Source organism: Sphingobacterium thalpophilum, assembly GCF_038396785.1.
Lineage (GTDB): Bacteria > Bacteroidota > Bacteroidia > Sphingobacteriales > Sphingobacteriaceae > Sphingobacterium > Sphingobacterium thalpophilum_A.
The window spans coordinates 1,607,866-1,633,516 of sequence record NZ_CP151087.1 but is presented as its reverse complement, the minus strand read 5'-3'; the positions used below and the strand labels follow the sequence as shown (position 1 = coordinate 1,633,516).

The 25,651-nt window shown below is 41.8% G+C and carries 19 protein-coding genes; 11 read left to right on the top strand and 8 right to left on the bottom strand.

The window, feature by feature from the left end:
• The first annotated feature begins 4 nt into the window (after window positions 1–4).
• Window positions 5–421 carry an AraC family transcriptional regulator gene (locus AACH28_RS07430; RefSeq protein ID WP_341832623.1) on the top strand — a complete coding sequence of 139 codons (417 nt, stop codon included), beginning with the start codon at window positions 5–7 and terminating at the stop codon, window positions 419–421.
• A gap of 393 nt (window positions 422–814) precedes the next feature.
• Complete coding sequence (locus AACH28_RS07425; protein ID WP_341832622.1) at window positions 815–1,990, top strand: IS4 family transposase; 1,176 nt, start codon at window positions 815–817, stop codon at window positions 1,988–1,990.
• Window positions 1,991–2,547: 557 nt separating this feature from the next.
• Here AACH28_RS07425 and fabF read toward each other — a convergent pair.
• From fabF to AACH28_RS07410, 3 genes are all read right to left on the bottom strand, one after another.
• Window positions 2,548–3,786, bottom strand: coding sequence for a beta-ketoacyl-ACP synthase II (gene fabF, locus AACH28_RS07420; protein WP_341832621.1), 1,239 nt, complete (start codon window positions 3,784–3,786; stop codon window positions 2,548–2,550).
• A gap of 60 nt (window positions 3,787–3,846) precedes the next feature.
• On the bottom strand, window positions 3,847–4,440 hold the full coding sequence (locus tag AACH28_RS07415; RefSeq protein ID WP_286801520.1) for a TetR/AcrR family transcriptional regulator: 594 nt from the start codon (window positions 4,438–4,440) through the stop codon (window positions 3,847–3,849).
• An 84-nt stretch (window positions 4,441–4,524) separates the two neighbouring features.
• On the bottom strand, window positions 4,525–5,151 hold the full coding sequence (locus tag AACH28_RS07410; RefSeq protein ID WP_341832620.1) for a MarR family transcriptional regulator: 627 nt from the start codon (window positions 5,149–5,151) through the stop codon (window positions 4,525–4,527).
• Between the two features lie 187 nt (window positions 5,152–5,338).
• On the opposite strand from AACH28_RS07410, the gene AACH28_RS07405 reads away from it, so the two are divergent.
• The 5 genes from AACH28_RS07405 (at window position 5,339) to AACH28_RS07385 (ending at window position 9,979) form a co-directional block, all read left to right on the top strand.
• Window positions 5,339–5,965 (top strand): superoxide dismutase, encoded by a 627-nt coding sequence (locus tag AACH28_RS07405; protein WP_286801523.1) that lies wholly within the window; start codon window positions 5,339–5,341, stop codon window positions 5,963–5,965.
• 1 nt (window position 5,966) lies between these two features.
• Window positions 5,967–6,464, top strand: coding sequence for a DUF2480 family protein (locus tag AACH28_RS07400; RefSeq protein ID WP_341832619.1), 498 nt, complete (start codon window positions 5,967–5,969; stop codon window positions 6,462–6,464).
• Complete coding sequence (locus AACH28_RS07395; protein ID WP_341832618.1) at window positions 6,464–7,018, top strand: NADPH-dependent FMN reductase; 555 nt, start codon at window positions 6,464–6,466, stop codon at window positions 7,016–7,018. Before AACH28_RS07400 ends, AACH28_RS07395 begins: the two co-directional genes overlap by 1 nt.
• Before the next feature lie 366 nt (window positions 7,019–7,384).
• Window positions 7,385–9,340 carry a sensor histidine kinase gene (locus AACH28_RS07390; RefSeq protein ID WP_341832617.1) on the top strand — a complete coding sequence of 652 codons (1,956 nt, stop codon included), beginning with the start codon at window positions 7,385–7,387 and terminating at the stop codon, window positions 9,338–9,340.
• Between the two features lie 12 nt (window positions 9,341–9,352).
• Window positions 9,353–9,979: a response regulator transcription factor gene (locus AACH28_RS07385; RefSeq protein WP_070569509.1), complete on the top strand. Its 627-nt coding sequence runs from the start codon at window positions 9,353–9,355 to the stop codon at window positions 9,977–9,979.
• 9 nt (window positions 9,980–9,988) lie between these two features.
• Here AACH28_RS07385 and cydB read toward each other — a convergent pair whose 3' ends face one another.
• Together cydB and AACH28_RS07375 are read right to left on the bottom strand one after the other, a co-directional pair.
• Complete coding sequence (gene cydB / locus AACH28_RS07380; protein ID WP_286801528.1) at window positions 9,989–11,065, bottom strand: cytochrome d ubiquinol oxidase subunit II; 1,077 nt, start codon at window positions 11,063–11,065, stop codon at window positions 9,989–9,991.
• Window positions 11,066–11,071: 6 nt separating this feature from the next.
• Window positions 11,072–12,409 (bottom strand): cytochrome ubiquinol oxidase subunit I, encoded by a 1,338-nt coding sequence (locus tag AACH28_RS07375; protein ID WP_286801529.1) that lies wholly within the window; start codon window positions 12,407–12,409, stop codon window positions 11,072–11,074.
• 226 nt (window positions 12,410–12,635) lie between these two features.
• On the opposite strand from AACH28_RS07375, the gene AACH28_RS07370 reads away from it, so the two are divergent.
• The 4 genes from AACH28_RS07370 (at window position 12,636) to AACH28_RS07355 (ending at window position 20,208) form a co-directional block, all read left to right on the top strand.
• Complete coding sequence (locus AACH28_RS07370) at window positions 12,636–13,622, top strand: hypothetical protein (RefSeq protein ID WP_341832616.1); 987 nt, start codon at window positions 12,636–12,638, stop codon at window positions 13,620–13,622.
• Window positions 13,623–14,061: 439 nt separating this feature from the next.
• The gene (locus AACH28_RS07365) at window positions 14,062–17,157 is read left to right on the top strand and encodes a TonB-dependent receptor (RefSeq protein ID WP_341832615.1); all 3,096 of its coding nucleotides are present in this window, start codon (window positions 14,062–14,064) and stop codon (window positions 17,155–17,157) included.
• Between the two features lie 32 nt (window positions 17,158–17,189).
• On the top strand, window positions 17,190–18,800 hold the full coding sequence (locus AACH28_RS07360) for a RagB/SusD family nutrient uptake outer membrane protein (RefSeq protein WP_341832614.1): 1,611 nt from the start codon (window positions 17,190–17,192) through the stop codon (window positions 18,798–18,800).
• A 73-nt stretch (window positions 18,801–18,873) separates the two neighbouring features.
• Window positions 18,874–20,208 carry a sulfatase-like hydrolase/transferase gene (locus AACH28_RS07355; RefSeq protein WP_254667765.1) on the top strand — a complete coding sequence of 445 codons (1,335 nt, stop codon included), beginning with the start codon at window positions 18,874–18,876 and terminating at the stop codon, window positions 20,206–20,208.
• Between the two features lie 100 nt (window positions 20,209–20,308).
• On the opposite strand, the gene bglX is transcribed toward AACH28_RS07355, so the two are convergent.
• The 3 genes from bglX to AACH28_RS07340 all read right to left on the bottom strand — a co-directional run bounded on the left by bglX (window position 20,309) and on the right by AACH28_RS07340 (window position 25,643).
• Window positions 20,309–22,585: a beta-glucosidase BglX gene (gene bglX / locus AACH28_RS07350; protein ID WP_286801536.1), complete on the bottom strand. Its 2,277-nt coding sequence runs from the start codon at window positions 22,583–22,585 to the stop codon at window positions 20,309–20,311.
• A gap of 165 nt (window positions 22,586–22,750) precedes the next feature.
• The gene (locus tag AACH28_RS07345) at window positions 22,751–24,136 is read right to left on the bottom strand and encodes a glucoamylase family protein (RefSeq protein ID WP_341832613.1); all 1,386 of its coding nucleotides are present in this window, start codon (window positions 24,134–24,136) and stop codon (window positions 22,751–22,753) included.
• Between the two features lie 76 nt (window positions 24,137–24,212).
• Entirely contained in the window at window positions 24,213–25,643 is a 1,431-nt protein-coding gene (locus tag AACH28_RS07340) for a RagB/SusD family nutrient uptake outer membrane protein (RefSeq protein WP_286769777.1), read from the bottom strand.
• Window positions 25,644–25,651: the final 8 nt, after the last annotated feature.

The following is a 25,651-nucleotide window of genomic DNA, read 5'->3' as shown; positions in this document are numbered from 1 at the left end:
AGCATTGGCAAATATTTCACGGGAGGCGGAAGCACTTTGTAACGAACGGGTGGAAGTTGCCTTTGATACGATGCACGGATCAAATCGCATTAATATCATCTGCAATTATATTAAGGAGCACTATAAAGACGAAATTACGCTGGAAGATGTTGCTGACCATGCAAATCTTACTCCACAGGCATTTTGTCGATATTTTAAAAAGCATTGTGGTGTAACTTTTGTTACCTATCTCAATAGAATAAGAGTCAAGGAAGTATGTAACCAGTTAAATGAAGATCACTTAGACAGTGTTTCATTTATTGCCTATAACTGCGGATTTAATAGCATTACCAATTTTAATCGGGTTTTTAAACAAATCGTAGGCTGCAATCCAAAAGAGTATGTGCAGCAATATAAACAAACGCTTTACTCTGTGATTTAGAATACAGTACCGAAATCAAGATTTAGGCTTGCCGCTAAAGTACAACAAGGCAACTATCGATTTAAAACTCGTAAAATGAAAGAACAGGTTTGCAGCGAGGCAACTTCCGTTGTCTCGCTGTTTTTTATAGCCCTTAAATAGCATCCTTTAATTGCTATTTTACCACATTTTAAATTCCAATGTACGTGTAAGACAGTTAGAATGTCCTCTCTTTCGTACTGACTAATTGGGGATCCCGTTCTAGACACTGCAGACCTTTTGCGGATAACTTAGCGGGGGCAACTCCAAAACCAAGCATAGGAATACCACTTGCGTCCTAAACGTTTAAAAAGTGGCGGTGTTTGGATATAGCAAAGTTGCTATATTTAAATTGCAAAATTATAACACACCGCCATGATAAATTTAAATGTTTTTAGTCAGATTTTATCTCTTATCGACCGCGAATTATTCAAAGATTTGGTTTCAAAGCACAAAAGTGACAAACATCAGAAAGGGATCAACAGCTGGACGCATCTAGTCAGTATGCTTTTCTGTCATTTTTCCTCGGCAGATTCGGTTCGTGATATTAGTAACGGTCTACGCAGTACCACTGGTAATCTGAACCACTTAGGTGTAGTAAGAGCTCCAAGTAAGTCTAATATATCCTATATCAACACACACCGTACCCATGAACTTTTCAAAGATCTTTACTATTCTGTTTTGGATAGGCTTTGGCAAAAGGACACCCATTTTCGCAAAGATCTTGGTCAGCTAAAGCGTAAAGTATATCTGATGGATGCAAGCATCATCCCCTTATGTCTATCTGTATTTGACTGGGCAAAGTTTCGCAGCACCAAAGGTGCCGTAAAGCTGCACACTGTCTTGGATTATGATGGCTGCCTACCTGTTTTTATGCAGATTACCGATGGAAAAGTACATGAGAGCCAGCGAGCCGGTAGTTACAGTTTTTCCAAGGGAAGCGTGGTGGTAGTGGACCGTGGCTACGTGGATTACAGCTGGCTTGGGGATTTGGACAGCAGGGGGTGTTACTTCGTTACCAGGAGTAAAGTTAATATGAAGTACAAGGTTATCAAGTCCTATCAGAGTGAAGCACTCATGGAAAAGGGGATCCTTAAGGATGAGCTCATTGAGCTATCCGGTGCTGCCTGCAATAAATACAACGGCAAGCCGCTACGCCTAGTCCACTTTTGGGACAGCACCACTGGCAATGAGTACCACTTTTTGACCAATAATACGAAGTGGAAGGCTTCTTTGGTGGCAAACATCTATAAACAACGCTGGCATATCGAAGTCTTCTTCAAGCATCTAAAGCAGCGCTTAAAAGTATCGACATTCATAGGGACTTCTGAAAATGCAGTGATGATCCAGATCTGGACTTCACTCATTGGCATATTACTGTTAAAATACTTACAAAAAAAGGCCAAATATGACTGGAACCTGTCCAATCTGGTCGCATTCATCAGAATGAATATCTTCGTGAAAATAAACATCTGGCAATGGATAGATGATCCCTTTTTCAGGCCGCCTATAAAAGGAAAAAAGGGACAGCTAAAGATCTTCGCAGATTGAAAAATAGGGGTCAATATCGAAATGATGAAAAAAGCTATGCTTGTACCACAGAAATCGAATCCTAAAATTTATTTAGGACACATATGTAGGAATACCAAAGGGTTCCTGTCTTTTTTCGTCTTAATTTTTTTCGAATCAACTGTGGATCAAGTAGGAATTATATTATAGTTTTAGACAGTGCTTGTTCAGTGCTCGTTCAGTGTTTGTTCAGTGCTCGTTCAGTGATGACTCAGTGATGACTCAGTGGAAACTGAATAACGAGTGACGAATCACTGTCTAAAAATTGATTGAAAATTGTGATTAGCTATAAGTTAATATGCAGATGTGATGCTAATTCTATACCCATTCGACTCCTGGAAATAAACCTAAAGACCTTCAAACAGGAATAACGATTCAAAAAAGCAGATCTATACGTGCAATTGATGAAAAAAATAGGCAAAAAAAAAGGTTTTCAAACGGGGAGAATGAAAACCTTAAATAACCAATTATAAACCTAAATTATGATACTACAAAGATAGTGTGTTTTTTACACTTTGTCAAGAATTATTTCAAAAAAATTAAATCTTTTTGAAGACGATACTCGAATTGTGTGCTCCAAAGCCAAATGCATTGCTCATTGCGGTCTGAACTGTTTTTTCATGCGGTTGATTGATGACAATCTGAACTCCTTCGGGAATATCTGGATCGATATTTTCGATATTAATAGTTGCAGGAATTACATTATTGTTGATGGATTTTATGGCAATGATTGCTTCGATAGCGCCAGCCGCCCCAAGTAAATGTCCTGTCATCGATTTGGTGGAACTGACCCATAGATTATTTGGGCTTCCAAAAGCCCGTTGCACGGCCTTAAGTTCGGCGATATCACCCACTGGTGTGGAAGTCGCATGGAGATTCAAATAGTCGAGCTGGCTGATATCGATTTTTGCTTCTTCCAGCGCCAATGACATGGCTTTGGCTGCCGCTATCCCTTCGGGATGGGGCGAGGTCATATGGTAAGCATCTGCGGTCATTGAAGCCCCAACAAGCTCTGCGTAAATTTTTGCGCCTCTTTGCTTTGCATGTTCATATTCTTCTAAGATGAGTGCTCCGGCACCTTCTCCCATGACAAAACCGTCACGATCGCGGTCAAAGGGCCTGCTTGCAGTCTGTGGACTATCATGTCGGCTCGACATGGCTTTCATGGCAGAAAAGCCGCCAACTGAAGCCGGGGTGATGGGGGCTTCTGAACCGCCGCTGATGAAGACTTTGGCTTTGCCGAGCCTAATGTAATTAAAAGCGTCCATAAAGGCCGTATTGGATGTGGCACAAGCTGATACGGTGGTGTAATTGATTCCTTTTAAGCCATACTTCATTGAAATCATGCCTGAAGCCATATTCACAATAAGTCTAGGAACAAAGAAAGGACTGAATCTCGGTTTATAATCTCCCGTTACGTAAGCCTCAACTTCGTTTTCGAAAGTTTCCATTCCACCCTGACCAACACCCCAGATTACACCGATATCAAATGGATCCATGGTATCGAGATCTAGTTCCGAATCTTCCACCGCCTGCGCTGCACTGTACAAAGCATATTGCGTAAAGAGATCACTTCGTTTAATCTCATTTCTATCTAAGTATTTTTCGGGTTGAAAATGCTTAATTTCACTTGCAATCTGTGTTCGAAACAACGAGGCATCAAAACGGCTAATAAGCGTTGTGTGGTTCTCGCCCCGTAAAATGTTGTCCCAAAATATGTCTATATTTTCTCCCAGCGGGTTAATCGTTCCCATGCCAGTTATTACTACTCTTTTCATCTCTTTTTTTTGATATAAATCTATTAATATACCAATTGGTATTTGTTTTTGTAAAAAAAATTACGCCTTGATCTCCCGATCCACCATATCCTTCATTTTATCCAATACAATGGCAAGATCTTTGGCTCGGCCGGAAATCTTGGAAAGCAGGATTCCGCCTTCAACCATAGCCATAAACGTAATGGCATAATTTTCGGTAGAAATATGCTGTTTAAATTCGCCGCTGGCAACTCCTTCTTCAAGGATTAGAATTAACCGCTGTTTCCAAAGGTCAAAAGAGCGTTTGACTTTAGGTGTTAGAAAAGACAGCGAGTCATCGGCCTCTACGGCCGCGTTCATCATAGGACAGCCTCCTGAAGCTGCGATATTTTTGAAATTTTCCTTGTAGAAATCTAGAAAAGACAAGAGTTTTTTTAACGCTGTTTTTTGCTGTATAATCTGCTGATTAACGGCTTCGGCGATTTTTTTGCTCTGATAGGTATACACATGAGTAGCCAGGTCATCTTTGTCCTTGAAATTACCATAGATACTTCCTTTTGTTAATCCTGTCGCTGTCGTGATGTCCGAGAGCGAAGTCGCAAAATAGCCTTTCTTATTAAAAATGGGCGCAGTTTTTTCAATGATATATTGCCGTGTCTGTTCTGCTTTTGACATGTTATTCCTGTTCTTTTAATGCAAATATAAAAAATACTTTTTGGTATATTAGTAATTTGTGCAGGAATGTCTTAGAAATTGGTTTTATTTCGCCTTTGAAATGCGATAGGTACAGCGAGGCGCGTTTTCGATGATGTATTCTGTTCTGCAGATGCGAAAGGCCGGACCGATGAGTTGCTGGAAATTATTCAGTTCTGACCGGCAAAATCCCTGACATTCGGTCGCTGCGGCACATATGGGGCAGTGATTTTCAATGAGAAGATAATCGTCGGCTTCTTTCCTCCATTCAGCCATATAGCCTTCCTCTGTTCTTTTTGCGGCTATAATTTCAAGTTTTTTTTCGATGGATTCGATACCTGATAGCGCTTCAGTATATTTCTGATATACCTTAGACTCCCGGTCACTAATCAGTAGATCCAACGCATTCTCGCCAAGCACCTGTTTGATCGACTGCAACAATTGTACTGTAATGTCGGCATGACTATCTGGGAATCTTGCCATACCCTGTGGCGACAGACTGTAATAAGTCGAGGGGCGGCCTATACCTTCGCTACGGGCATTGGATACGATCAGGTTTTGATTCGCGAGGTTCAATAAATGTTTACGGGCGCCTTCTTTTGTTATTGCCAACGCTGATGCAATCAAAGCTGCAGTGGCTTCTCGGCGCATTTTTAATAACATTAATATTCGATCAGCTGGACTTTTCTGCATTTGACAATAAAAAAGTTGTTTTATAAACTATTAGCAAAGGTAGTATTTTTAATTTTTGTTCTAAAATTTGTTTTAAACAGATGTTTAGTCTTTTTGAATTAGTTTTATGACTTTAATAAAACAACCATTAAGTTGTTTTATTAAAATTGGTTCTCTAGTTTTGACTTATCATAAAAACAATAATACTATGCATAAATTTCAATTACCCCAGTTACCATATGCCTATGCGGCACTTGAACCCTATTTTGATCGCGAGACCATGACGATTCATCATCAAAAGCATCATCAAGCTTATGTTGACAACCTAAATAAAGCATTGGAAGGCACGGAAAGCGAAGCTAGCACGCTATTGGATATCCTCACAAGCGTCAGTACATATAGCCCGGCAATCCGCAATAATGGCGGTGGTCACTTTAACCATACGTTATTTTGGGAAATCTTATCGCCCAATCCAAAAACGGTACCCACAGGGAAGTTAGCAGATGAGATAAATGCAGCCTTTGGTTCTTTGGAGGAACTCAAAGCCAAGATTAAAAATGCGGGGCTTGGGCAGTTCGGTTCGGGCTGGTCCTGGCTTTATGTCAAGCATTCCGGTGCCTTAGATGTCGTCGCAACCGCCAATCAGGATAATCCGCTAATGGATACACAATCCATCAGCAGGGGGTTCCCTATTTTGGGTGTCGATGTTTGGGAGCATGCCTATTATTTGAAATATCAGAATAAAAGGGCCGATTATTTAGATGCATTTTGGGCGCTTTTGGATTGGTCTGTTGTTGAACAAAAATACGATGCTGTGATTGCAGGTTTGGTTTGATATGTTTATAAATAAAGTTGAAAACACGGGTATATTGGCTTTAGATCTGATTGATTTTAAGCCCAAACTCGCTATCCTAAGTTTGGACATCAAAACATTGTTGTATCAGGAAGCAATCGTTAAAGAAAAGGAATTCAGAGAAGCTTTGACCGCGGTTGACTGGTCTACTTTCCAAAATAGGGCCGTTGCCATTAGCTGTTCTGTCGATGCAATTATCCCGCCTTGGGTCTATATGGCCCTGGCGGAAAAACTTCATCCTGTTGCAGTGTATTACGATTTTAAGACGGTAGAGGCTTTGGAAATAGACCTGTGGATGCAGGCTTTGCAAGCAATGGATCTGTCGCATTTTCAGCAGCAAAAAGTTGTCATACGGGCCCGTCCGAATATTCCAGCGTCACTTTATATGTTGGCGACGGAACGTTTGATTCCTATTGTGCAGACCTTGAGGTATGGTGAGGTTGGTATGCCAAAAGTTATTTTTAAAAAAGGGAAAGTATAATGAAAGCATTAATATTCAATGGCGCCTTGGAAAGAAGGCAAGAATCTACTTCGGGAAAATTGTTACACTATTTTTCCGACCAACTAAACCAACGAGGTGTTGAAAATACGATTTTTAATCTGGCCGATAGCGGAATACCCTTATTTGATTTGAGTCTCAATCGGGTACCCAATGCCGTCAAGATTATGAATACTCAGTTTCTAGAAGCAGATGTACATTTTTGGTTGTCTCCGCTTTATCATGGAAGTATTCCCGGTGTGATGAAAAATTGTTTGGATTGGCTTGAAGTCAGTGCTAAAAATAAACCGGCTTATCTGACGGATAAACATATCGGACTGGTGTGTTGGGCCGATGGTGTACACGCACTACAGGGCATTAATGCAATGGATGCTATCGCGAAGTCGCTCCGCGCCTGGACATTGCCTTTTAGTGTGCCTATGATGAAATCTATGCTTTTTGAGCCGGATAATCCACATGTGGTATCTTCGGCTTACCAATGTAAGCTTGACTTGCTGATCGATATTGCTACGAAAAAGAGAAGGGAATATCGTTGATAAAAAAGCCTCTCGAGCGATCGAGAGGCTTTTTTATCAACGGAAGATGTTTTAGCCTATATTTAAATAGACTGGCCAAATCCTGTATGGAAAATTAATTTCAAAAAAGTAGAAGAATATCTTTAGCAATTCATCGCGGAGATATATCTTTGTTTTTTGGATCCGCTAATTGACTATGCGGTTTTCCGACCTACGTTTTCTACTGTCGACTTTGACAAAGCCGGATCGACCGCAAATTTAGACGTAGGGAGAAGTCTTGAACCACCATCAGACTTTCTTGTTGCATATTATGAAACCATTGGCTGAAAAGGCCCCATTTAGTTTAATTGTTGAAATGATTAAGAAATTGGATTAATAATGTTTCAGTTGAAAGAGTTAACGAAGATAATTGCCTTTTTTATAGTATACTTTACTGTGCATCTTGTAAGTGCACAGAGTTTTCTGCCATTGGATGAAAATAGATATCGATCTGATGCGGAAAGGTTATTGCTGTCGAGTTCGGATGACAGTGTGAAGGCAATGCAGTATTTTTATTTGGCAGATTACTATCGATTTAGGGATACGACCAAATTTTGGGATCATATGCGGGAGGGGGAGCGTTTCGCCAAACCATTCCGGAGTTTACAGGCGATGGGGGCACTCTACAAAAGCTTTTATTATGGACAATTTCTGGATAGTAAAAATGCCGGAGTTGAAGCCCAACGATGTGTAGACCTCCTTGGAAATGCGCAAAAACCTTTTCAGCAGGGCCTTTTGGCCAAAGCTTGGTATAATCTGGGCTTGATTCGATTTCCTAAAAAAGGATTTGCTGATTTTCTGGATATCCTAAACGGGAAGTGCCTGCCTTATGCCAAAGCACATGACCCCATCATGGAAGGTAGTATAAATACGATGATCGGCATGACCTTTATGTCGTCCAATCAGCTTGCAAAAGCTGATGAATATCATCAATTGGCCATCAAGCAACTCGAGCAGCAACCGCCGAGTACAGCACTTGTGGTGGCTTATCTCAATACAGTCAGCAATTATTGCTATCAGGTGAAATCTAAAGAAGCAAGAGTGCTACTGGATAAAGTCAAACAGCTCTTGAAAGATTATCCAAATTCTTCGCAATTACCCAATTACTATTACAATGAGGCGCTTTATTTTACCACAAAGCAACAGACTGATGAAGCCCTTCGTCTGCTGGATATCGGGTTGGATTGGTCGGTGAAAATGAACAATTGGAAATTATTCCAGATGATGCGGTTCAGAAAGTTTAATGTGTATCTCCTGCAGAAAAAGTATGCTGATGCTAAACTACAGTTGGAGGAAATCGTAAAAAATGGATTATTAACGCGAGATCTTTACAACAGTAAAATTGTGTACAGTCAACTGGCGGCTGTAAATGAGCTGATGGGTAATTATCAGGATGCGCTGAAAATGTCCAATAAGGCAAATCAGCTATCCGACAGTATTCAGAAGGTCCAATTGTTGGAGAAAATGAATGAGATGGAAGCAAAATATAAAACCGTAGAAAAAGAAAAAGAGATTCTGAATCTGCGCGCAGAAAAGGAACGCAACCAATTTCGGATTTTCCTCGTTTTGGGTATTGCCGTTTTGCTTTTCTTTATTGTGCTATTTGTTACTTTTTCCTATCGAAAACAACGGAAGCTTAATACACAGATACAGCTCAATCACGAAATCGCATTGGACAAAATGGAAAAGGAAAAGCAGTTGCAAATTTCGGAATCGATGCTAAAAGGAGAGGAGCAGGAGCGTCAGCGTATTGCCCAAGATCTGCACGATAGCATAGGTGGCATGTTGACAGGTTTAAAATTTAAGATTGCCGGCGATGTGGCAAAGAGTACGCTCTTGACAGATGAAGTGCCGCAGAAGTTGAACGATATTTTAGGTGAAGTAAGACGGATATCCCATAACCTGATGCCCGAATCGCTGCGTCAGTTTGGATTGATAGCAGCATTGGAGCAATTGTGTATGGCGATGAAAAATCGTAACGTTTCGATCCAGTTTGAGAACTACGAGCCTGAATTGAATGTGGACTTTCAAAAGGGGTTGGCCCTGTATCGAATTGTTCAAGAAGCTATTTCAAATGCACTAAAGTATGCAAATGCAGATTCAATTATCGTTCAGGTAAGTAAATCGGAGGAAGTACTCCATATCCTCGTTGAGGATAATGGCAAAGGCTTTGATTCTGCTGTGTTAAATTATGGATTGGGTTTAAATAATATGGTCAACAGGGTGAAATGGATCAATGGATCAATTGATATTCAGAGTAAGCTTGGATCTGGAACGCAGATCGAAATTGGTGTAACGGTTTAAATAAGCGGAGTCATGAAGATAATTGCAGTGTTAGACGATCATCCCTTATTGTTGGAAGGTGTCGCTTCTTTTCTCAATAATCAGGATGGGTATCTCGTATACCCCTTTTTGGAAGAGATTGCGTTAATTGAATTTTTAAAGATCACGGGGGCCGATCTCATCCTGATGGATATGCAGCTGTTAAAGACAAATGGGGTGGATGTCTGTACACAGGTGAGGAAACTGTTTCCGATGATTCCCATTGTTGCATTGAGCAATTTAGCCGATGGAAACCTTATTTTTCAGTTTATGCAGGCTGGTGGAAATGGCTATATCTTAAAGGATGTTACCAACGAAGAATTCCTGCGCTGCGTAGAGCTCGGGCTCGATGGGAAAGAGGCCGTTTGTGATCGGGCAAAAGAACTTTATCGTGGTGCAATTTCGACGATCAGCGGTCTACCTCGGCTTACACAGCGTGAAAAAGAGATTTTGACGTTGATCTCCAAGGGACTTACGACGAACCAAATTGCTGAACAGTTGTTTTTAAGTCCAGTTACGGTTGAAACGCATCGGCGCAATCTCCTGACTAAATTCAAAGTTAAAAATATGATTGAGCTCGTACAGCTGGCAATGAAACATAAGTTGTTGGGACTCGAATAGAGACCGCTCTCAATGTTCGCCGTAACCCACGTCATCCAACTTACCTTTGAAGACCCTAAATTGGATGATAAAATAGGCAATCACCAGAATTGCGGCAAACATAAACCAGCCTAAACCTACGGAAAGACCATATTCATGCGCCGCCGCATTTTGAATCGTCAAGGAGGGGTTTACGTCATTCGTTGAAGGCAATACTATCGGGAACATGGAAGCAACGGTCGTCGCAAAGCTCCCCAGGATAAAAAGGGATGAAAATAGGAAGCCTATACCATCTTTTTTAAAGGTTTTGATCCAAAATTGTCCAAGTAATCCAACGGCAGCTATCAAAGGGAATATCCACAACCAATAATGATTTTGAAGATTGTTAAGGGAGATGGGCTTCACATAATGCCATACATAGGCCGATAGTATGACAAGAATAAGCAAGACAAAGTTGAGCTTAAAAACAATGTTCTTTAGTCTCGTGTTCAATGTACTGGATGTTTTCAGAATGACCCAGCCTGCGCCGTGGATGGTTAATGTAACGACGGCAACTAAACCTAATATGATAGTGAACCAGTCTATGATGCCTTGATGTTGGGCTAATGGGTCAAATGTCGGGTTCCAAAGTGCCAAGAAGAAATAGTGCGGCTCTTGGGTAGATACACCATTCTCTACCATACCCAGGTTTACTCCGCGAACGACATTGCCCAGCGCGGCGCCAAAGAAAAGTGCCAGCAACAGGCTTGCTAGGCCGAAAGCCTTATCCCATAAAGCTTCCCAAAGACGATGGTGAACCTGACCTCTGAGTTCAAGACTTATTGCTCTAAAAATAAGTAACCAAAGTACAAGAATTAGGGGAAGGTAGAAACCACTGAAGGAGGAGGCGTAGAGTGTGGGGAAAGCAAAAAATAGGACACCACCAGAAGCGATGAGCCAGACTTCATTGGCATCCCAAAACGGCCCAATTGAGTTGGTAACAGCTTTTTTCTCCTGTTCGGTTTTAGCAAAGAATAGATGGACAATTCCCGCTCCAAAATCGTACCCATCGAGTACGATATAAATTCCCAGCATAAAAGTTAATACGATAAACCAGAATATTTCCATAGCTAATTAGGTTAATGCAACTGTCGTTTCAGGACCTTTTCTAATGATCTTCAAGACTAACATCAGAAATAACAAGCCCAAAAGAATGTATAAACCGACGAAGCCGAGAAAGGTAAATAATGTATTTCCGGAAGATACGGTAGGGGATACACCGTCTACCATTCGCATGAGATTACAAACAAGCCAAGGTTGCCGCCCCAATTCAGCTGTATACCAACCTGCAGTATTCGCGATATATGGAAATGGAATCATAAACATGATGATCCACAATAACCATTTGGTTTGATACAATTTGTTCCGCCAAAGCAGTAGCGCTCCAAGAACCATAATGCCGATGAATATGGTACCCAGCCCTACCATGATGTGATAGCTGTAATACAGTCCAGGTACGTTGGTTGGATGTAAGGACTGGTCAAATTCATTTAATCCTTTGATTTCTGCATCCCAGCGCTGGTAGGTGAGGAAGCTCAAGACATTCGGCACCGCTATTTTATTGTCCAGCTTTTTGTTTTCCATGTCGGGTTGGCCGACCAGGATAATCTCGGATCCGCCTTGCTCCGTTTTGAAAATGCCCTCCATGCCGGCAAAGGCTGCGGGCTGATATTTGACTACGTTTTTGGCGGCAAGGTCTCCCGTAGGAAATGCCAACATAACCGATGAAATGGCGCCGAAGATGACGCCACTTTTAACGAATATCTTTCCAAACTTACTATGCCGGTCGCTTAGGAGATAGAAAGCTCCAATAGAGGCCACAAAAAAGGAACTGGTCACCAACGAAGCGGCTTGATTATGTAAATAAGATGGCCATAACCATGGATTATTGAATAATGCACTAAAATTGTTCAGTACAAATTTGCCATTTTCAAGAATCTCATACCCAACAGGGTGCTGCATCCAGGAATGTGTGGCGATAATCAGGAAACCACTGGCCCAAGATCCGATAAAGACCATGAGTCCGGATAAAAAATGGAGCTTATGCCCCAGCAACTTCTCTCCAAAAAGAAACATCCCCAGAAATGATGACTCCAGGAAAAAGGAAAACATACCTTCCATGGCTAAGGTCTGTCCGATAATACCACCCGTAAGTTCAGAAAATTTAGCCCAGTTGGTACCAAATTGAAACTCCATGGGGATACCTGTTACAACGCCCATGGTGAAGTTAAGCGCAAAGATTTTCATCCAAAATTTGGATGCATGGTTGTAATCTTCGTTTTGTGTCCGTAGAAATTTCCATTTGAAATAGACGATCATGAGGGATAAACCCATGGTCAATTGAGGGAATAAGTAATGGAATGTAATCGTAAATGCGAACTGAAGTCGATTATAGAGAATCATATCTTCCATGTAGCCGAAGTTTTGGTTAAAAGACAGCTAAATATAACCTTTTATTTGCGTATATATCCATGAAACCGTTTTATTTTTTGATAAAATAACGGGCCTTTTATTGTTTTCTGTACGTATTGTAAAATCTGAACCTCAATAGCAGATATCAATCAGCATAATCTCTTTTTTATCTTATCTTCGCCCGAATTTAAAACGGACTTGAACGGTAGAAAAGAGCATTAGGGAAATGACGAAAGTGCTGATTTTGATGGGTATTCTATTGATACCTATATTTTTTATTGTATTGAATAATACGGGGCGGGGTACAATCGCTAAAGATAATATTGTGTTTCGAGATAAATTATCTGATTACAATTTATTCAAAGGCAAAATTGCTGATCTTGTTCCAAACGACCAGGGAATTTCCTATGAATTAGCCTCCACCTTATTTACAGACTATACCGATAAAAAGCGCGTCATCTTTCTTCCCAGGGGAAAAAAAATGATTGCCTCGGATGATGGTTTGCCCAGCTTCCCCGATGGTACCCTAATTGCCAAAACATTTTTTTATCCGCAAAAAGATGCGGCCGGAGATGTGCGACAGCAATTGCTTGAAACACGGCTGTTGATTTATAAAGACGGACAGTGGAATGCAGCAACCTATCAATGGAATGCAGCCCAAGATGAAGCTTTGTTGTTGATGGACAGTGCTTCCGTGCATGTTTCGTTTTTGGACAGCAAAGGTGACGAGCGACAAACAAATTATATTATTCCTTCACGAAACGATTGTATGGCATGCCATCGACAAGGAAATCAGCTGTTTCCGATAGGTCCAAAGATCAGAAATCTGAACCGGATAATCGGTCAGGATGGTGACAGCATCCAGCAACTGGTGCAGTTGACCAAACAGGGGGCTCTCGAACTGAAGTCCATGAAAAGCTTCACGAATTTACCGAGTTATGATGACCTTGCCCAATCGACTGCAAGTCGTGCGCGAGCTTATTTGGAAATCAACTGTGCCCATTGTCACAATCCGAAAGGGACAGCCTATATGACCATGCTGGATCTTCGTTATGAAAGCCCCATGCATGAAACTGGAATTTGGTTGAAACAAGCGAAGATTATTGGACGGATGTCTACATTGGGAGAGATGCATATGCCTCAAAAGGGAACCACCGTATTGCATGATGAAGGCATCCTGCTGATTAAAACCTATCTAAAAACTTTAAAATAAGCGTTCCTTGCTTATCCTTAATCGGTAACCTTTTACGGCTACCAGTCTGCTTATATAGTCCCTTTGCAGGTCTCGTATATTTATTTTAATAAAATCTATAGAATTAGTAGATTATATTAAATTTACTCCTATATTTGTGAAAAGATAACAGATCGCTGTTGAAAATATGCATTACTTTTCAGCGTGGCGTATTAACACATTATTATGGAACATATCAATATTAGTAAAAGCACATTTTTCGTAAGTATTACTGCAAAGTCTCTGAAGGCTAAATCCCCTGATGTAAGAAAGATGCGAATGTGTCATATAGGATAATTTCCCTTATCTTTTCTCAAACTGACAGCAGGGGAGGCGCTCGCTTCCCCTCATGTCTTCAAAATAAAAACAAGTTTTCGATTGGCGTTGGCACTTGTTCGTATTCACCATTAATACTTTATCTATGAAAAATCTTAGGGTACTCCGGTATTCTACCTTGTCGCTATGTTTATTGTTATCTGGCGTTGGGCATCAGGTATATGCGCAAACAGATGTTAAACCGATTGTCAATGCTTCCTTATCAGGCTATGTATATGATAGTCAACGTAAGCAGCCTATTGAAGGCGTAACCATTCAACTCGAAGCTGTAACGCATGTTGTTACAACAGATCAAAAAGGTTTTTTTCAAATTGTAACGGGACAGAAATTACCATTTTCCATTACACTCTCGCGCATTGGCTATAAGAAAAAGACCTTGTTAGTTTCCGAATCTCCCACAAAAATTGAATTAGAGCCAGTTACACAGGACCTGGATGAGGTGGTGGTTGTTGGCTATGGAACTCAGAAAAAAATCTCGTTGACCAATTCAATCGCCAGTATTTATGGTGATAAATTGACGAAAAGACCAGTTTCTAATACGCAGCAGGCTTTGCAGGGCTTATTACCTGGGGTGACTGTTCAAGACCTTGGTGGAAAACCAGGGCAATCGGCTGCCAATATTCGAATTAGAGGATTGACGACATTTAATACCAATTCGAGCAGCACCAGTGGATATGATCTCAGCAAGAATAATGCTTTGGTCATTGTGGACGGCATTGAACAACCCTGGTCCAAGTTAAACCCCAATGATATCGCTTCAATTTCAGTCCTGAAGGATGCGGCTTCCACGGCGATATATGGATCACGTGCGACCAACGGTGTAATTATTGTAACTACCAAAAGTGCAAAATCTGGACATGTTGTGATTGATTATAATGGCTACTACGGCTTACAAAAATCAATCAACACCCCAAAGCAGATGGACGCCGTATCCTACCTCCAATTGCAACAGGACGCCTACCGTAACGCGGGGCTGGCGGTGCCGGCGCGATTTACTGACGAATCAATAACGGCTTATCGGACTGCGACCGATCGCGAAAAATATCCTTTACCGAATACATGGTTTGATACACTGTTGAAAACAGCTCCTCAACAAGGCCATGCCTTGTCATTCGCTGGTGGAAATGACATTCTACTTTCTAGATTGGCGGTTCGTTATAATAAACAGGATGGTATTATTGATCATTATGGCGCTGAACTGGCGGATATTAGGCTAAACAACGATTATAAAGCAAGCTCTTGGCTTAATTTTACAGGAAGTATAAACTACCGATATAGCAAAGCTGCTGAGCCTGGGCGTGATCCAATCAATAACTTTCTCCATGGCTCGATGTGGGTGGTGCCTAAATATGATGATGGTACTTACGGATTAAGTACGCAAGGCAATAATCCTTTAATGTTGATTGAAAAAAGTGGTTTTAAAAAGGTAAATGAAAACTACCTAAGCTCCATCGTTAAAACCGACATTCAATTGTGGAGAAATTTGTTATTTACGTCCCAATTTGGTGTAAGAGTGAACCTAAATAATACCAAAACCTTTTTGAACGCTTTTGACAATAAGGACCGAAATACAGGTATTGTAAAAAGTTTTCCGATCAATTCATTAAACGAAATTCGTGATAATAGCAGCGAGTATACATGGAACAATCTGTTGACCTATCAATTGGCGGCTGGGCCAAATCATATTAAGGCACTTGTTGGCTATTCACAGATTCACAATTATCAAAATTACTTAACGGCTTATCGCGAAAGATTCTACAATAATGATATCACCTCTATCGGACAAGGAGCTGATGATGCGACCAAAAACAATAATGGATATGATGTGCAGTATGGCTTGCGTTCGTTTTTTGGTCGGGTAAATTACGATTGGGATGGCAAGTATCTGCTCGAAGTGAATGGGCGTTACGATGGTTCATCCCGTTTTACGGGCGACAAGCAATATGGTTTTTTCCCTTCGGCATCAGTAGGATGGCTCTTATCCAAGGAAAACTTTTGGGAACCTATTCGAAATTCGTTGAACGAATTCAAATTGCGTGCTTCCTGGGGCAAGACAGGAAACCAATCGGTAGATTTGTATAGTTATTATTCTGCCCTCATTGCGGCAGGATATGATTTTGGGGGTAAATCTGTACAGGGGTATCGACTGGACAGTTATGCCAATCAGCAATTGGGCTGGGAGTCTACGATGCAGTATGATTTGGGCTTGGATGCCGCTTTCCTAAACAATCGCTTGACTTTTACCCTGGATTACTATAAAAAGGTAACTGACGATATTCTACTAAATCTGGATATTCCTGCCGTTTTGGGATTAAAGCCTTCACCCCAAAATGCGGGAACAGTACTGAATCGCGGTTGGGAATTCAGCGCAAATTATCAGAAAAGACCAAGTGCGCCTGGGGCTTTTGCTTACCAGCTGAATGGAAATTTAAGTATCAACCATAATGAAGTAACCGATCTAAAAGGTACTGGACCCTACATTGCCGGATCGGATATTGACCCAAGGTATATTATTGCTAAAGGACTTCCGATCAACACACTTTGGGGATATAAGACCGATGGTCTCTTTCAGTCTGCGGAGGAAATTCAAGCTTATGGCGCTACGTATGCTACAAATACGAAGCCCGGAGATGTGAAATATGTGGATTTGAACGGCGACGGGGTGATCAATGCAAATGACATGGCCGCTATTGGCAACTCTTTCCCCAAATATACCTTCGGAATAAATGGGAGTTTCACCTTTAAGAATTTTGATCTTGATCTGCTCTTTCAAGGTGCAGCAAAAGTCGATACCCGATTGTCAGGAGCATTGGCTGAGATGGGAAATCAGGAAGGCTTTACACACGAAATATTTACAAACAATTATTGGACACCAACACATACGGATGCACGCTTTCCGCGCGTGGTCAAATATGATTTGCGTAATGTCGCAACCTCGGACCGTTTAGTGGTTAACGGTTCTTACCTGCGGTTGAAAAACATACAGGTTGGATATACAGTGCCACTACATGCTATCGGAAAGACAGCAATCAACAAACTTCGGGTATACCTATCCGCGACGAATTTATGGACAATTTCAAAATTGAATGAATGGAACCTGGATCCTGAAGCGGAATCTGGACGAGCGGTATATTATCCGCAAACCGGCCTTTATACACTGGGCGTCAATTTGACGCTGTAGTGTGATTGTTAATAATATATAATTGAAAACGAATGAAATTTTACAACTATCTATATCAAAAAAGAAACCTGATTTTCAGTTTCGGACTGTTTTCGCTTATGCTGATTAGCTGTGATAAGAATCTGTTAGATGCTGTACCTACCGACCGCCTGTCGGAAAATATATTTTGGAAGAGCCAAGCCGATGCGGAGCTAGCTGTAAATGCGCTCTACAACGACCTGGATGGAGCAGAAATCTTCTATTCCGATGCATTGACGGATATAGCCCATGTCAATCAGCCTTTCGCTGTGGATGCCTATATTGAATTGGGTACCTATGATGCTTCAAGTTCTCGGTTGTACAACACCTGGAGCAGTGCCTATAAAGGAATCGGTGCAGCCAATTACTTTTTGGCGAATGTTGGTAAAATCGAGGGCAGCAAAGATGAAACATTGATTGCTCGATATATCGGCGAAGCGCGCGTGTTAAGAGCCTATCAATATATCAAATTGGCCTATTTATTCGGTGCAGTTCCTCTGGTAAAGGCACCATTGACACTACAGGAAGGAAGAGAAGTACAACAAGCGACGCTATCTGAAATCTATGATTTTATCGACAGCGAATTGGAACTGGCTGCGGCAAGTTTGCCTGAAAGCTACTCCAATAACGATATCGGACGCATAACCCGTTGGGCCGCATTGGGCCTGAAAGCCCGGTCGGATTTATATGCAGGACGTTTTGCAGCAGCAGCAAAGGCAGCAAAAACGATTATCGATGGCAAACGATTCGAGCTTTACCCATCGTACGCAAATCTGTTTACGTATGCAGCTGAAAATAACAAAGAGGTGCTGTTGGATAAGCAATTTCTGGAAAATATATACACACAAAGTGTTTTTAACCTCTTGGCCCCCTATAGTCAGCAAAATGGGCAGAGTACCTATGTGCCTACCAAAGCCTTGGTCGATAGCTATACCACATCCAAAGGCGATTTAATTACGGATGCCAATAGTGGTTATGATCCCAAAAATCCCTATAAAAATCGTGACCCGAGGCTTGCTTTTTCAATTTTTTTGGATGGCGATCCACTTCCAAATGGAGCAATTTTTCATCCAGCACCAAATAGTGGGACTGCCGATGCTGTGGGGAGCACCTATATTGCTTCTACAACAGGTTTCAATATAAAGAAGTATATCGATAAAAAGGATTTGGCAAACCCTTCTAAAAGTGGCTTGAATATTATACTATTACGTTATGCTGAGATATTATTGACCTATGCGGAAGCAAAAATTGAGCTCGGCGAAATTGATGGCAGTGTTTACGATGCCATCAACCAAATTAGAAATTCACGAACGGATGTAAAACTTCCAATAACAAGTAATCAAGCAAATCAGGAGCAACTTCGCCAGTTGGTTCGTCGCGAGCGTACGGTGGAACTGGCATTTGAGGGGTTGCATCTCGCGGATATAAGACGATGGAAAACTGCTGAAAAGGTTGTTCCTGGTAAAGTGTATGGCATCACCTATCAAAATAATAACGGAGAGGCAGTTGTCGTTGAAGCAGCCTCCGAAAGCCGTGTTTTTGATGCGAAAAAGCATTATCTCTGGCCCATTCCACAACGGGAAATTAACCTCAATCCGAATTTAAAACAGAATCCAAATTGGTAAAAATTGTTATCTTGTGGCACGAATCCAATTAACTCATACAACTATGATGCGATACACTAAATTTATGACCGCTATGGCTTTATTTTTACTGGTGGCTTTTGCCAATGCCCAGCAAAAAAAGCCTAATATTATCTTAATTTTGACCGATGATCTCGGATATAGCGACATTGGCTGTTATGGAAGTCCGAATATTTCAACCCCCTTTTTGGATTCGATCGCCAGTAAGGGCGTGAGAGCAACAAACTTTATGGTTTCTACGCCCTCGTGTACACCTTCAAGAGCTTCTTTATTAACCGGGAGATATGCTTCACGTTATAATCTTCCAGCACCAATCGGTCCAGGCTCAGATTTAGGCTTGCCTGATGAGGAGGAAACGATTGCCGAATTATTAAAAAAGGTAGGCTATCGGACAGCATTGGTCGGAAAATGGCATTTAGGAGATAAACAAACTTACCATCATCCTAATCAGCAAGGCTTCGATTCTTTTTATGGCATGCTGTATAGCCACGATTACCGCGATCCTTATGTAAAGACCGACTCTGTCATTAAGATCTTCCGGAATCGGAAACCTGAAGTCGTGGCACCCGACGATTCGGATCTGAGCGCACTTTATCACAAAGAAACAGTGAAGTTTATCGAAGATCAAGATAAAGATCATCCATTCTTTTTATACTATGCGCATAATTTTCCGCATCTTCCTTTGGCATTTGCCAACAAAAAGAACCGATTTGCAGATCAGCAAAATGCAGGCCCTCTGGGTGCGGTGATGCAGGAGCTGGATCATAATTTTTCGGAGCTCTGGAAAACGGTTGAGCGAAAAGGCCTCGCCGATAACACCATTTTAATTTTTTCAAGTGATAATGGTCCCTGGATAGCTTATCCATCGCGAATGTCTGACGATCACGCTACAAAGAACTGGCATGTGGGTACTGCAGGTGTCTTCAAAGGGTCGAAAGCCGAAACAACAGAAGGTGGCGTCCGTGTACCGTTCATTATTTATGGAAAAGGTTATGCCCAAGAAGGGAAAGTTCTTCGACAGGCAATTAGCAACTTGGATGTGTTGCCGACCATCGCCAAATGGACCGGTGCATCATTGCCGAAGAAATCTATCGATGGTCAAGCGATCGATTCTTTATTGAACGGCAAATCGGAAGATTTAAAAACAGCACATAGACCAATATTTTTGGTGAATTATGGACATGTTGAGGCGGTTCGGTCAGGTGACTGGAAGTATCGTCGGATAGCGGGTGGAGTCAATCAGATTTCGGGTAAGCCTTATGATGCTATTGAAGAATTACATAACATTGCCTGGGATCCAAGTGAAAGAACCAATATTTTAACGGAATATCCAGAAAAAGCGGCGGAATTGCGTTTATTGTTTGAAAGCTTTGATGGGAATATGAAGTAGCTAGAAATAGCAATGACTAAACATAGACATCGTTAAACATAGACAAGGCGGCACTTATTTTCGAAGTGTCGCCTTGTTTTTTTATAGAGATGCAATAGATTTAAAGCAATTCAAACTCTTTTTCTTTGACATCACGGCTGTTGGGACCAATGTAGACTTTGAAAGTTCCTGGTTCGGCAACGTAATTCAGATTGTTGTCAAAAAATTTGAGATCATTTACTTTGATGTTAAAGTTTACCGTTTTTTGCTCTCCTTTTTTGAGGAATATTTTTTGAAAGCCTTTTAATTCTTTTACAGGACGCGTGACAGAACCAACAACATCCTGGATATAGAGCTGCACGGTTTCTTCCGCATCATAGTTTCCTGTATTGCGGATGTCGATACTTGCTTGCAGCGTACCTTTATCGTCAATTGTGTTGCGGTCAAGACGAATTTCACCATAGGTAAACGTCGTATAACTTAATCCATAACCAAAAGGGTAGAGTGGGGAATTGCTTACATCGAGATAATTTGATTTGAATTTTTCAAAATCGCCCGAGTTTCCGTAGGGTCTACCGGTGTTTTTATGCGCATAATAGATCGGAATCTGACCAACATTGCGTGGGAAGGTGGCGGTAATCTTACCTGAAGGAACGACGTCCCCAAATAAGACATCGGCTACTGCTTTTCCTGTTTCCGTTCCGCCAAACCACACGTTTAATATGGCTGGTACGTGAGCATCTTCCCAAGTAAGCGTAAGTGGTCTACCCGTAAATAACACCAATACAACTGGTTTTCCTGTTGCCAGTAATGCTTTTAACAGGTTCTGTTGATTTTTCGGAATATCCAATTCGGAGCGACTGGAGCTTTCACCCGACATTTCTGATGATTCACCAAGGGCAGCCACGACCACATCGGATTGTTGAGCAACTTTTACAGCGTCTGCGATGATCTCCTCTTCTTTTCGGGAATCGCGTGTTATGGTACGGCCAAACATGGTTGCATGCTTTTGGTAAATTGGATCTTCCAACAGATTGCTGCCCAGGTGTGTGAGGATATTGACTTGATTACCCAACACGGCTTTCATTCCCTCCACTAAAGAGGCTGTTTTGTCCAATTCAGCACTGACACTCCACGTTCCGGGCATATTTGGACCTGAATTGGCTAATGGACCAATGACAGCAATTGTACCTGTTTTTTTTAATGGAAGTGCTTGGTTTTCATTTTTCAGCAAGACAAAAGATTTTGCTGCAATTTCCCGGGCTTTTGCATGATTGGCAGCCGATCCGATTACAGTTTTTGCCCGTTTTTCGTCACAATAGCGGTAGGGATCGTCAAATAAGCCTAATTTATACTTGGCTTCCAAAACAAACCGGCAGGCCCTATCGATGTCTGCTATTTTGACCTTGCCCGCATCTAAAGATTTTTTTAATGTCGTCAGAAACCCTTCACCGACCATATCCATATCAACGCCAGCATTCAGGCTTAAGGCCGAGACCTGTTGGAGGTCACCGAGGCCATGTGCTGTTAATTCGTTTACAGCAGTGTAATCAGTTACGACCAATCCTTTAAAGCCCCATTGCTTACGTAACACATCCGTCATTAACCATTTATTTGCCGAGGCAGGGACACCATTGATATCGTTAAAAGAAGTCATGATACTTCCTGCTCCCGCATCTATCGCTGCTTTATAAGGAGGTAGATATTCGTTGTACATGCGGTGAAGGCTCATATCCGTGCTATTGTAATCACGACCACCTTCGGCTGCACCATATAAGGCGAAGTGTTTGACACAGGCCATCATGGTGTTATGTGCTGCCAGGTTATCCCCTTGGAAGCCATGGACGATGGCTTCTGCAACTCGCGAGCTTAGATAGGTATCTTCACCCGCACCTTCGGAAATACGGCCCCAGCGTGGATCGCGCGAGATATCGACCATGGGCGAAAATGCCCAATTAATTCCATCAGCGGTAGCTTCTTCGGCGGCAATACGTGCCGATTGTTGAATCAAGTTCATATCCCAGGTAGCAGCAAGACCTAAGGGAATTGGGAATACCGTACGATAACCGTGAATGACATCCATCCCAAAAATGATGGGTATTTTTAAGCGGGATTGCTTGACGGCTATTTCTTGCGTTTTGCGAATTTTCGCTGGTGTGCTCATGCTGAAAATACCACCGATTTGGCCGTTTCTAATTTTGGTATCCACATCGGTGGATACAGTGGTTCCAGTTGTCGCTTCGCCACCGGTTACCAAATTAAGTTGTCCAATCTTTTCTTCGACAGTCATCTTAGCCATAAGCTGATCAATGAATGTGTCCATTTTCGGATTGGATTGCGCTGGACTTGTATGCCAGGCGAGCAATGCAAGAAGGAAAGTACCTACTACTTTTTTCATCGTATTATTTTTTTTGTGCGCGTGGATTTTGCTTTCCGCGCAATAGGGTAAGTTTATGTCAAGTGCTCAAGATGATCCCTGAGTTTTCTTGATCAGATGTCCTGTTATTTTCGTGGAAGGAACCATTTTCAACGTGTGACGGATTGAAAATGATTCCATAGGCCACTACTTTAAATAAGGACTGGTAAAACCGAGTTTCTTTAGTCCTTGTTGAATTTCTGGAGCCTGCATAAATAGGTCCCAGACTTTTCCGGTTCTGTAGTTTTCGATCATGACAATAATAGGCCCCTGATCGATGGCTAAATAACGTTGTGGATACCAATTTGCCGTTTCACTATAGGCATCATAGTAGCCATATTTACCCCAGATTTTATTGCCGAGCTGATTGTTTAAGTATTGTGCAAACTGTATGCTTTCATGTGGGGCGTAGGGCATAGACGATAAAGCCGCTGTAGGGGAGATCACACCAGGATCGTTGTCTGGATGATGTGCATCGTAACCGTTGATGGAATAGCTGGCCGTCCAGCCCCAACCTTTCGTTGAACCATAGCCTTTGTACCCTTTTGGGTTCAGATCGGCGTATGCCAAATTGATCTTAACATGATTGCTTGTCGCTTCCCAATAATCTGCGTATTGGTCTTTTAATCCTTTGGGGCTCAATCCTAGATAGGAGTAATGTTCCCAGAAGAGCGGGCCCACTTCACCTTCTTTGGCATTGTGCTTTAGCACGAGTGGAATGTCATATTTTTTAGCGGAGCTTTTAATTGCACCAGATCTTGCCCATCCCTCGTGATACACCTGGGGTGCAATCGGATAAGTAGGGGATGAGGCTGCCAAAATATAGGTAATAAGACACTCGTCATATCCTCTGACGGGATGATTTTGCTGGAAGTTAAATTTAGGGCTCCAATGCCAATAAATAACATTTTGTCCGTTTGTATAGTGATTCCAATTGATTTCTTTCCATAGCTTGTCTGCTTTTTGAGCGATCAGTTTGGCGGAATCACCTTTATCTTTTAGATACTCCCGGATAGCAATTAATCCCTGCGCTAAGAAAGCCGTTTCGACAATGTCGCCACCGTTATCTTTTTCACTGAACGGTTTCGCTGTACCCAGTTCTCCATCGTACCAGTGTGCCCAAGCTCCTTTAAACCGTTCGATTTTGCCTAGATAATCCATGATGTGATTCAACTTTTGAATGCCTTGTTCCTGGCTGATAAAACCACGTTCCATCGCGACAATCATACCCATGAGTCCGAAGCCACTACCACCTATGGTCACGACATTACGATCATTTTGGGTGTATACACCATCCATATGGATGCGTTCTCTAGCGAGACCAGAAGTAGGTTCGGCACCCTCCCAAAAATATTGAAATGTATGTTGCTGAATAGTGGTCAATAGCGAATCTTCATTGATCTTGCTTCCGCTGGTTGAATCAATTTTTGAGGGACTGTCTGGACTGCTATTAGCAGTGTTTTGGCACGAACTGCTGAGAATAAGCGCCAAAGCTATACCGCTAAGTGCTGGATATGCTATTCGTTTTCTCATGGATATGTTGTTTAATTCTTGAAAAAATGTTCAAACGACCTATGGTCGTTTGAACTGCGTTATTTTGTGTAAATTATTACCAACCGGTATTTTGAGGCATTTCTGGTGTTTGGATACGTTGATTCTCTGGAATTGGAAAAAGCAACATTTTATCCTGGAAAGTTTTTCCATTGGCAGCCATGGCTGTTTTTGCCTGTTTTGTACGCACCAAATCAAACCAACGGTCGTGTTCAAATGCCAATTCAAGACGTCTTTCTTTCCAGATCAATTGACGGAGCTGCGCTTGGTCGGTTGTCGTTACGTTGGCTAATTTTACACGTGTGCGCACGGTATTTAATGCATTCAGCGCTTCACTGCTATTGCCAACCTCATTTGCGGCTTCGGCCAGGATAAGATAAATTTCACCCAGACGGAGGTAACGTACGTTTTTATCACCGTCAGCGGCACCTCCATTTGCTGAGGAATACGCTTTTTCATTATACATTGGGTTTTCTACACCATTGTCAATCAGACGGCCATCGTAAAGGGTTTCACCCCTGAAAATAATTGTGGCATCCCGGCGGATATTGTCTTTTTCGGCATTGAAGGCATCCAATAAGTTTTGGCTTGGGATATTAAAACCCCAGCCTAAGTTGACCGCTCCTCCACGAGGTGCCTGTACTTGACTATATTGTTGGATACCATGTGCGATAGAGGTGCCCCTTGCTTGAAATTCAAATAATGATTCGGGACCATTTTCCCCAGCCAAACGCCAAATTGTTGCGTAATCCGGTTCGAGACTATATCCTCCAGATGTGATGACAGTTTTCGCCATGTCGGCAGCTTGTTGCCATTTGCTTTGATACAAATAGACTTTCGACAATAACCCTTGTGCGGCACCTTTGGTCGCTCTACCTAAATCTTTTGCAGCATAAGCAGATTTGAGTGGAAGATTGTTGATAGCAAATTGTAAATCCGCTTCAATATAGGCGTAAACTTCAGCTGCGGGTTCTCTTTTTATTAAATCACGTTCTTGGATAGGAACATCGCCCCATCCGCGGACAAGATAGAAATAGTTCAATGCACGCAGAAAACGAGCTTCGGCAATCAATCTGTTTTTATAAGCTTCGTCTGTCAGTCCAAATTTTTCTGTGTATGCAATAGCTTGTGTAGCCCGCCCTATGGATTTATACCAACGTGTCCACATGGAAAGAAAGGAACCCGTTGTTGAAGTGTAAGTCAACTCGTCTAAACTTAACTTGTCACCACCGGCATCTGTCGCTGAACTACCTTTATCCGCATTATCGGAAAGCATGTCCGTGATACCGATGTAAGAGAAAGAATAATCCCAATCAGTAAACATTCCATATACACCATTGACAAATTGCTCGGGTGTGTAGATTTCTTCACTGTCTTCGGCTTCAACATATTCTTTAGAAGGTACATCTAAGAAGTTGTTGTCTTTACAGCCTTGCAATGCAATGCCCCCACTAAGAAGAATTGCTATATAAAGTTTGTTAATTTTCATTGTCTTCA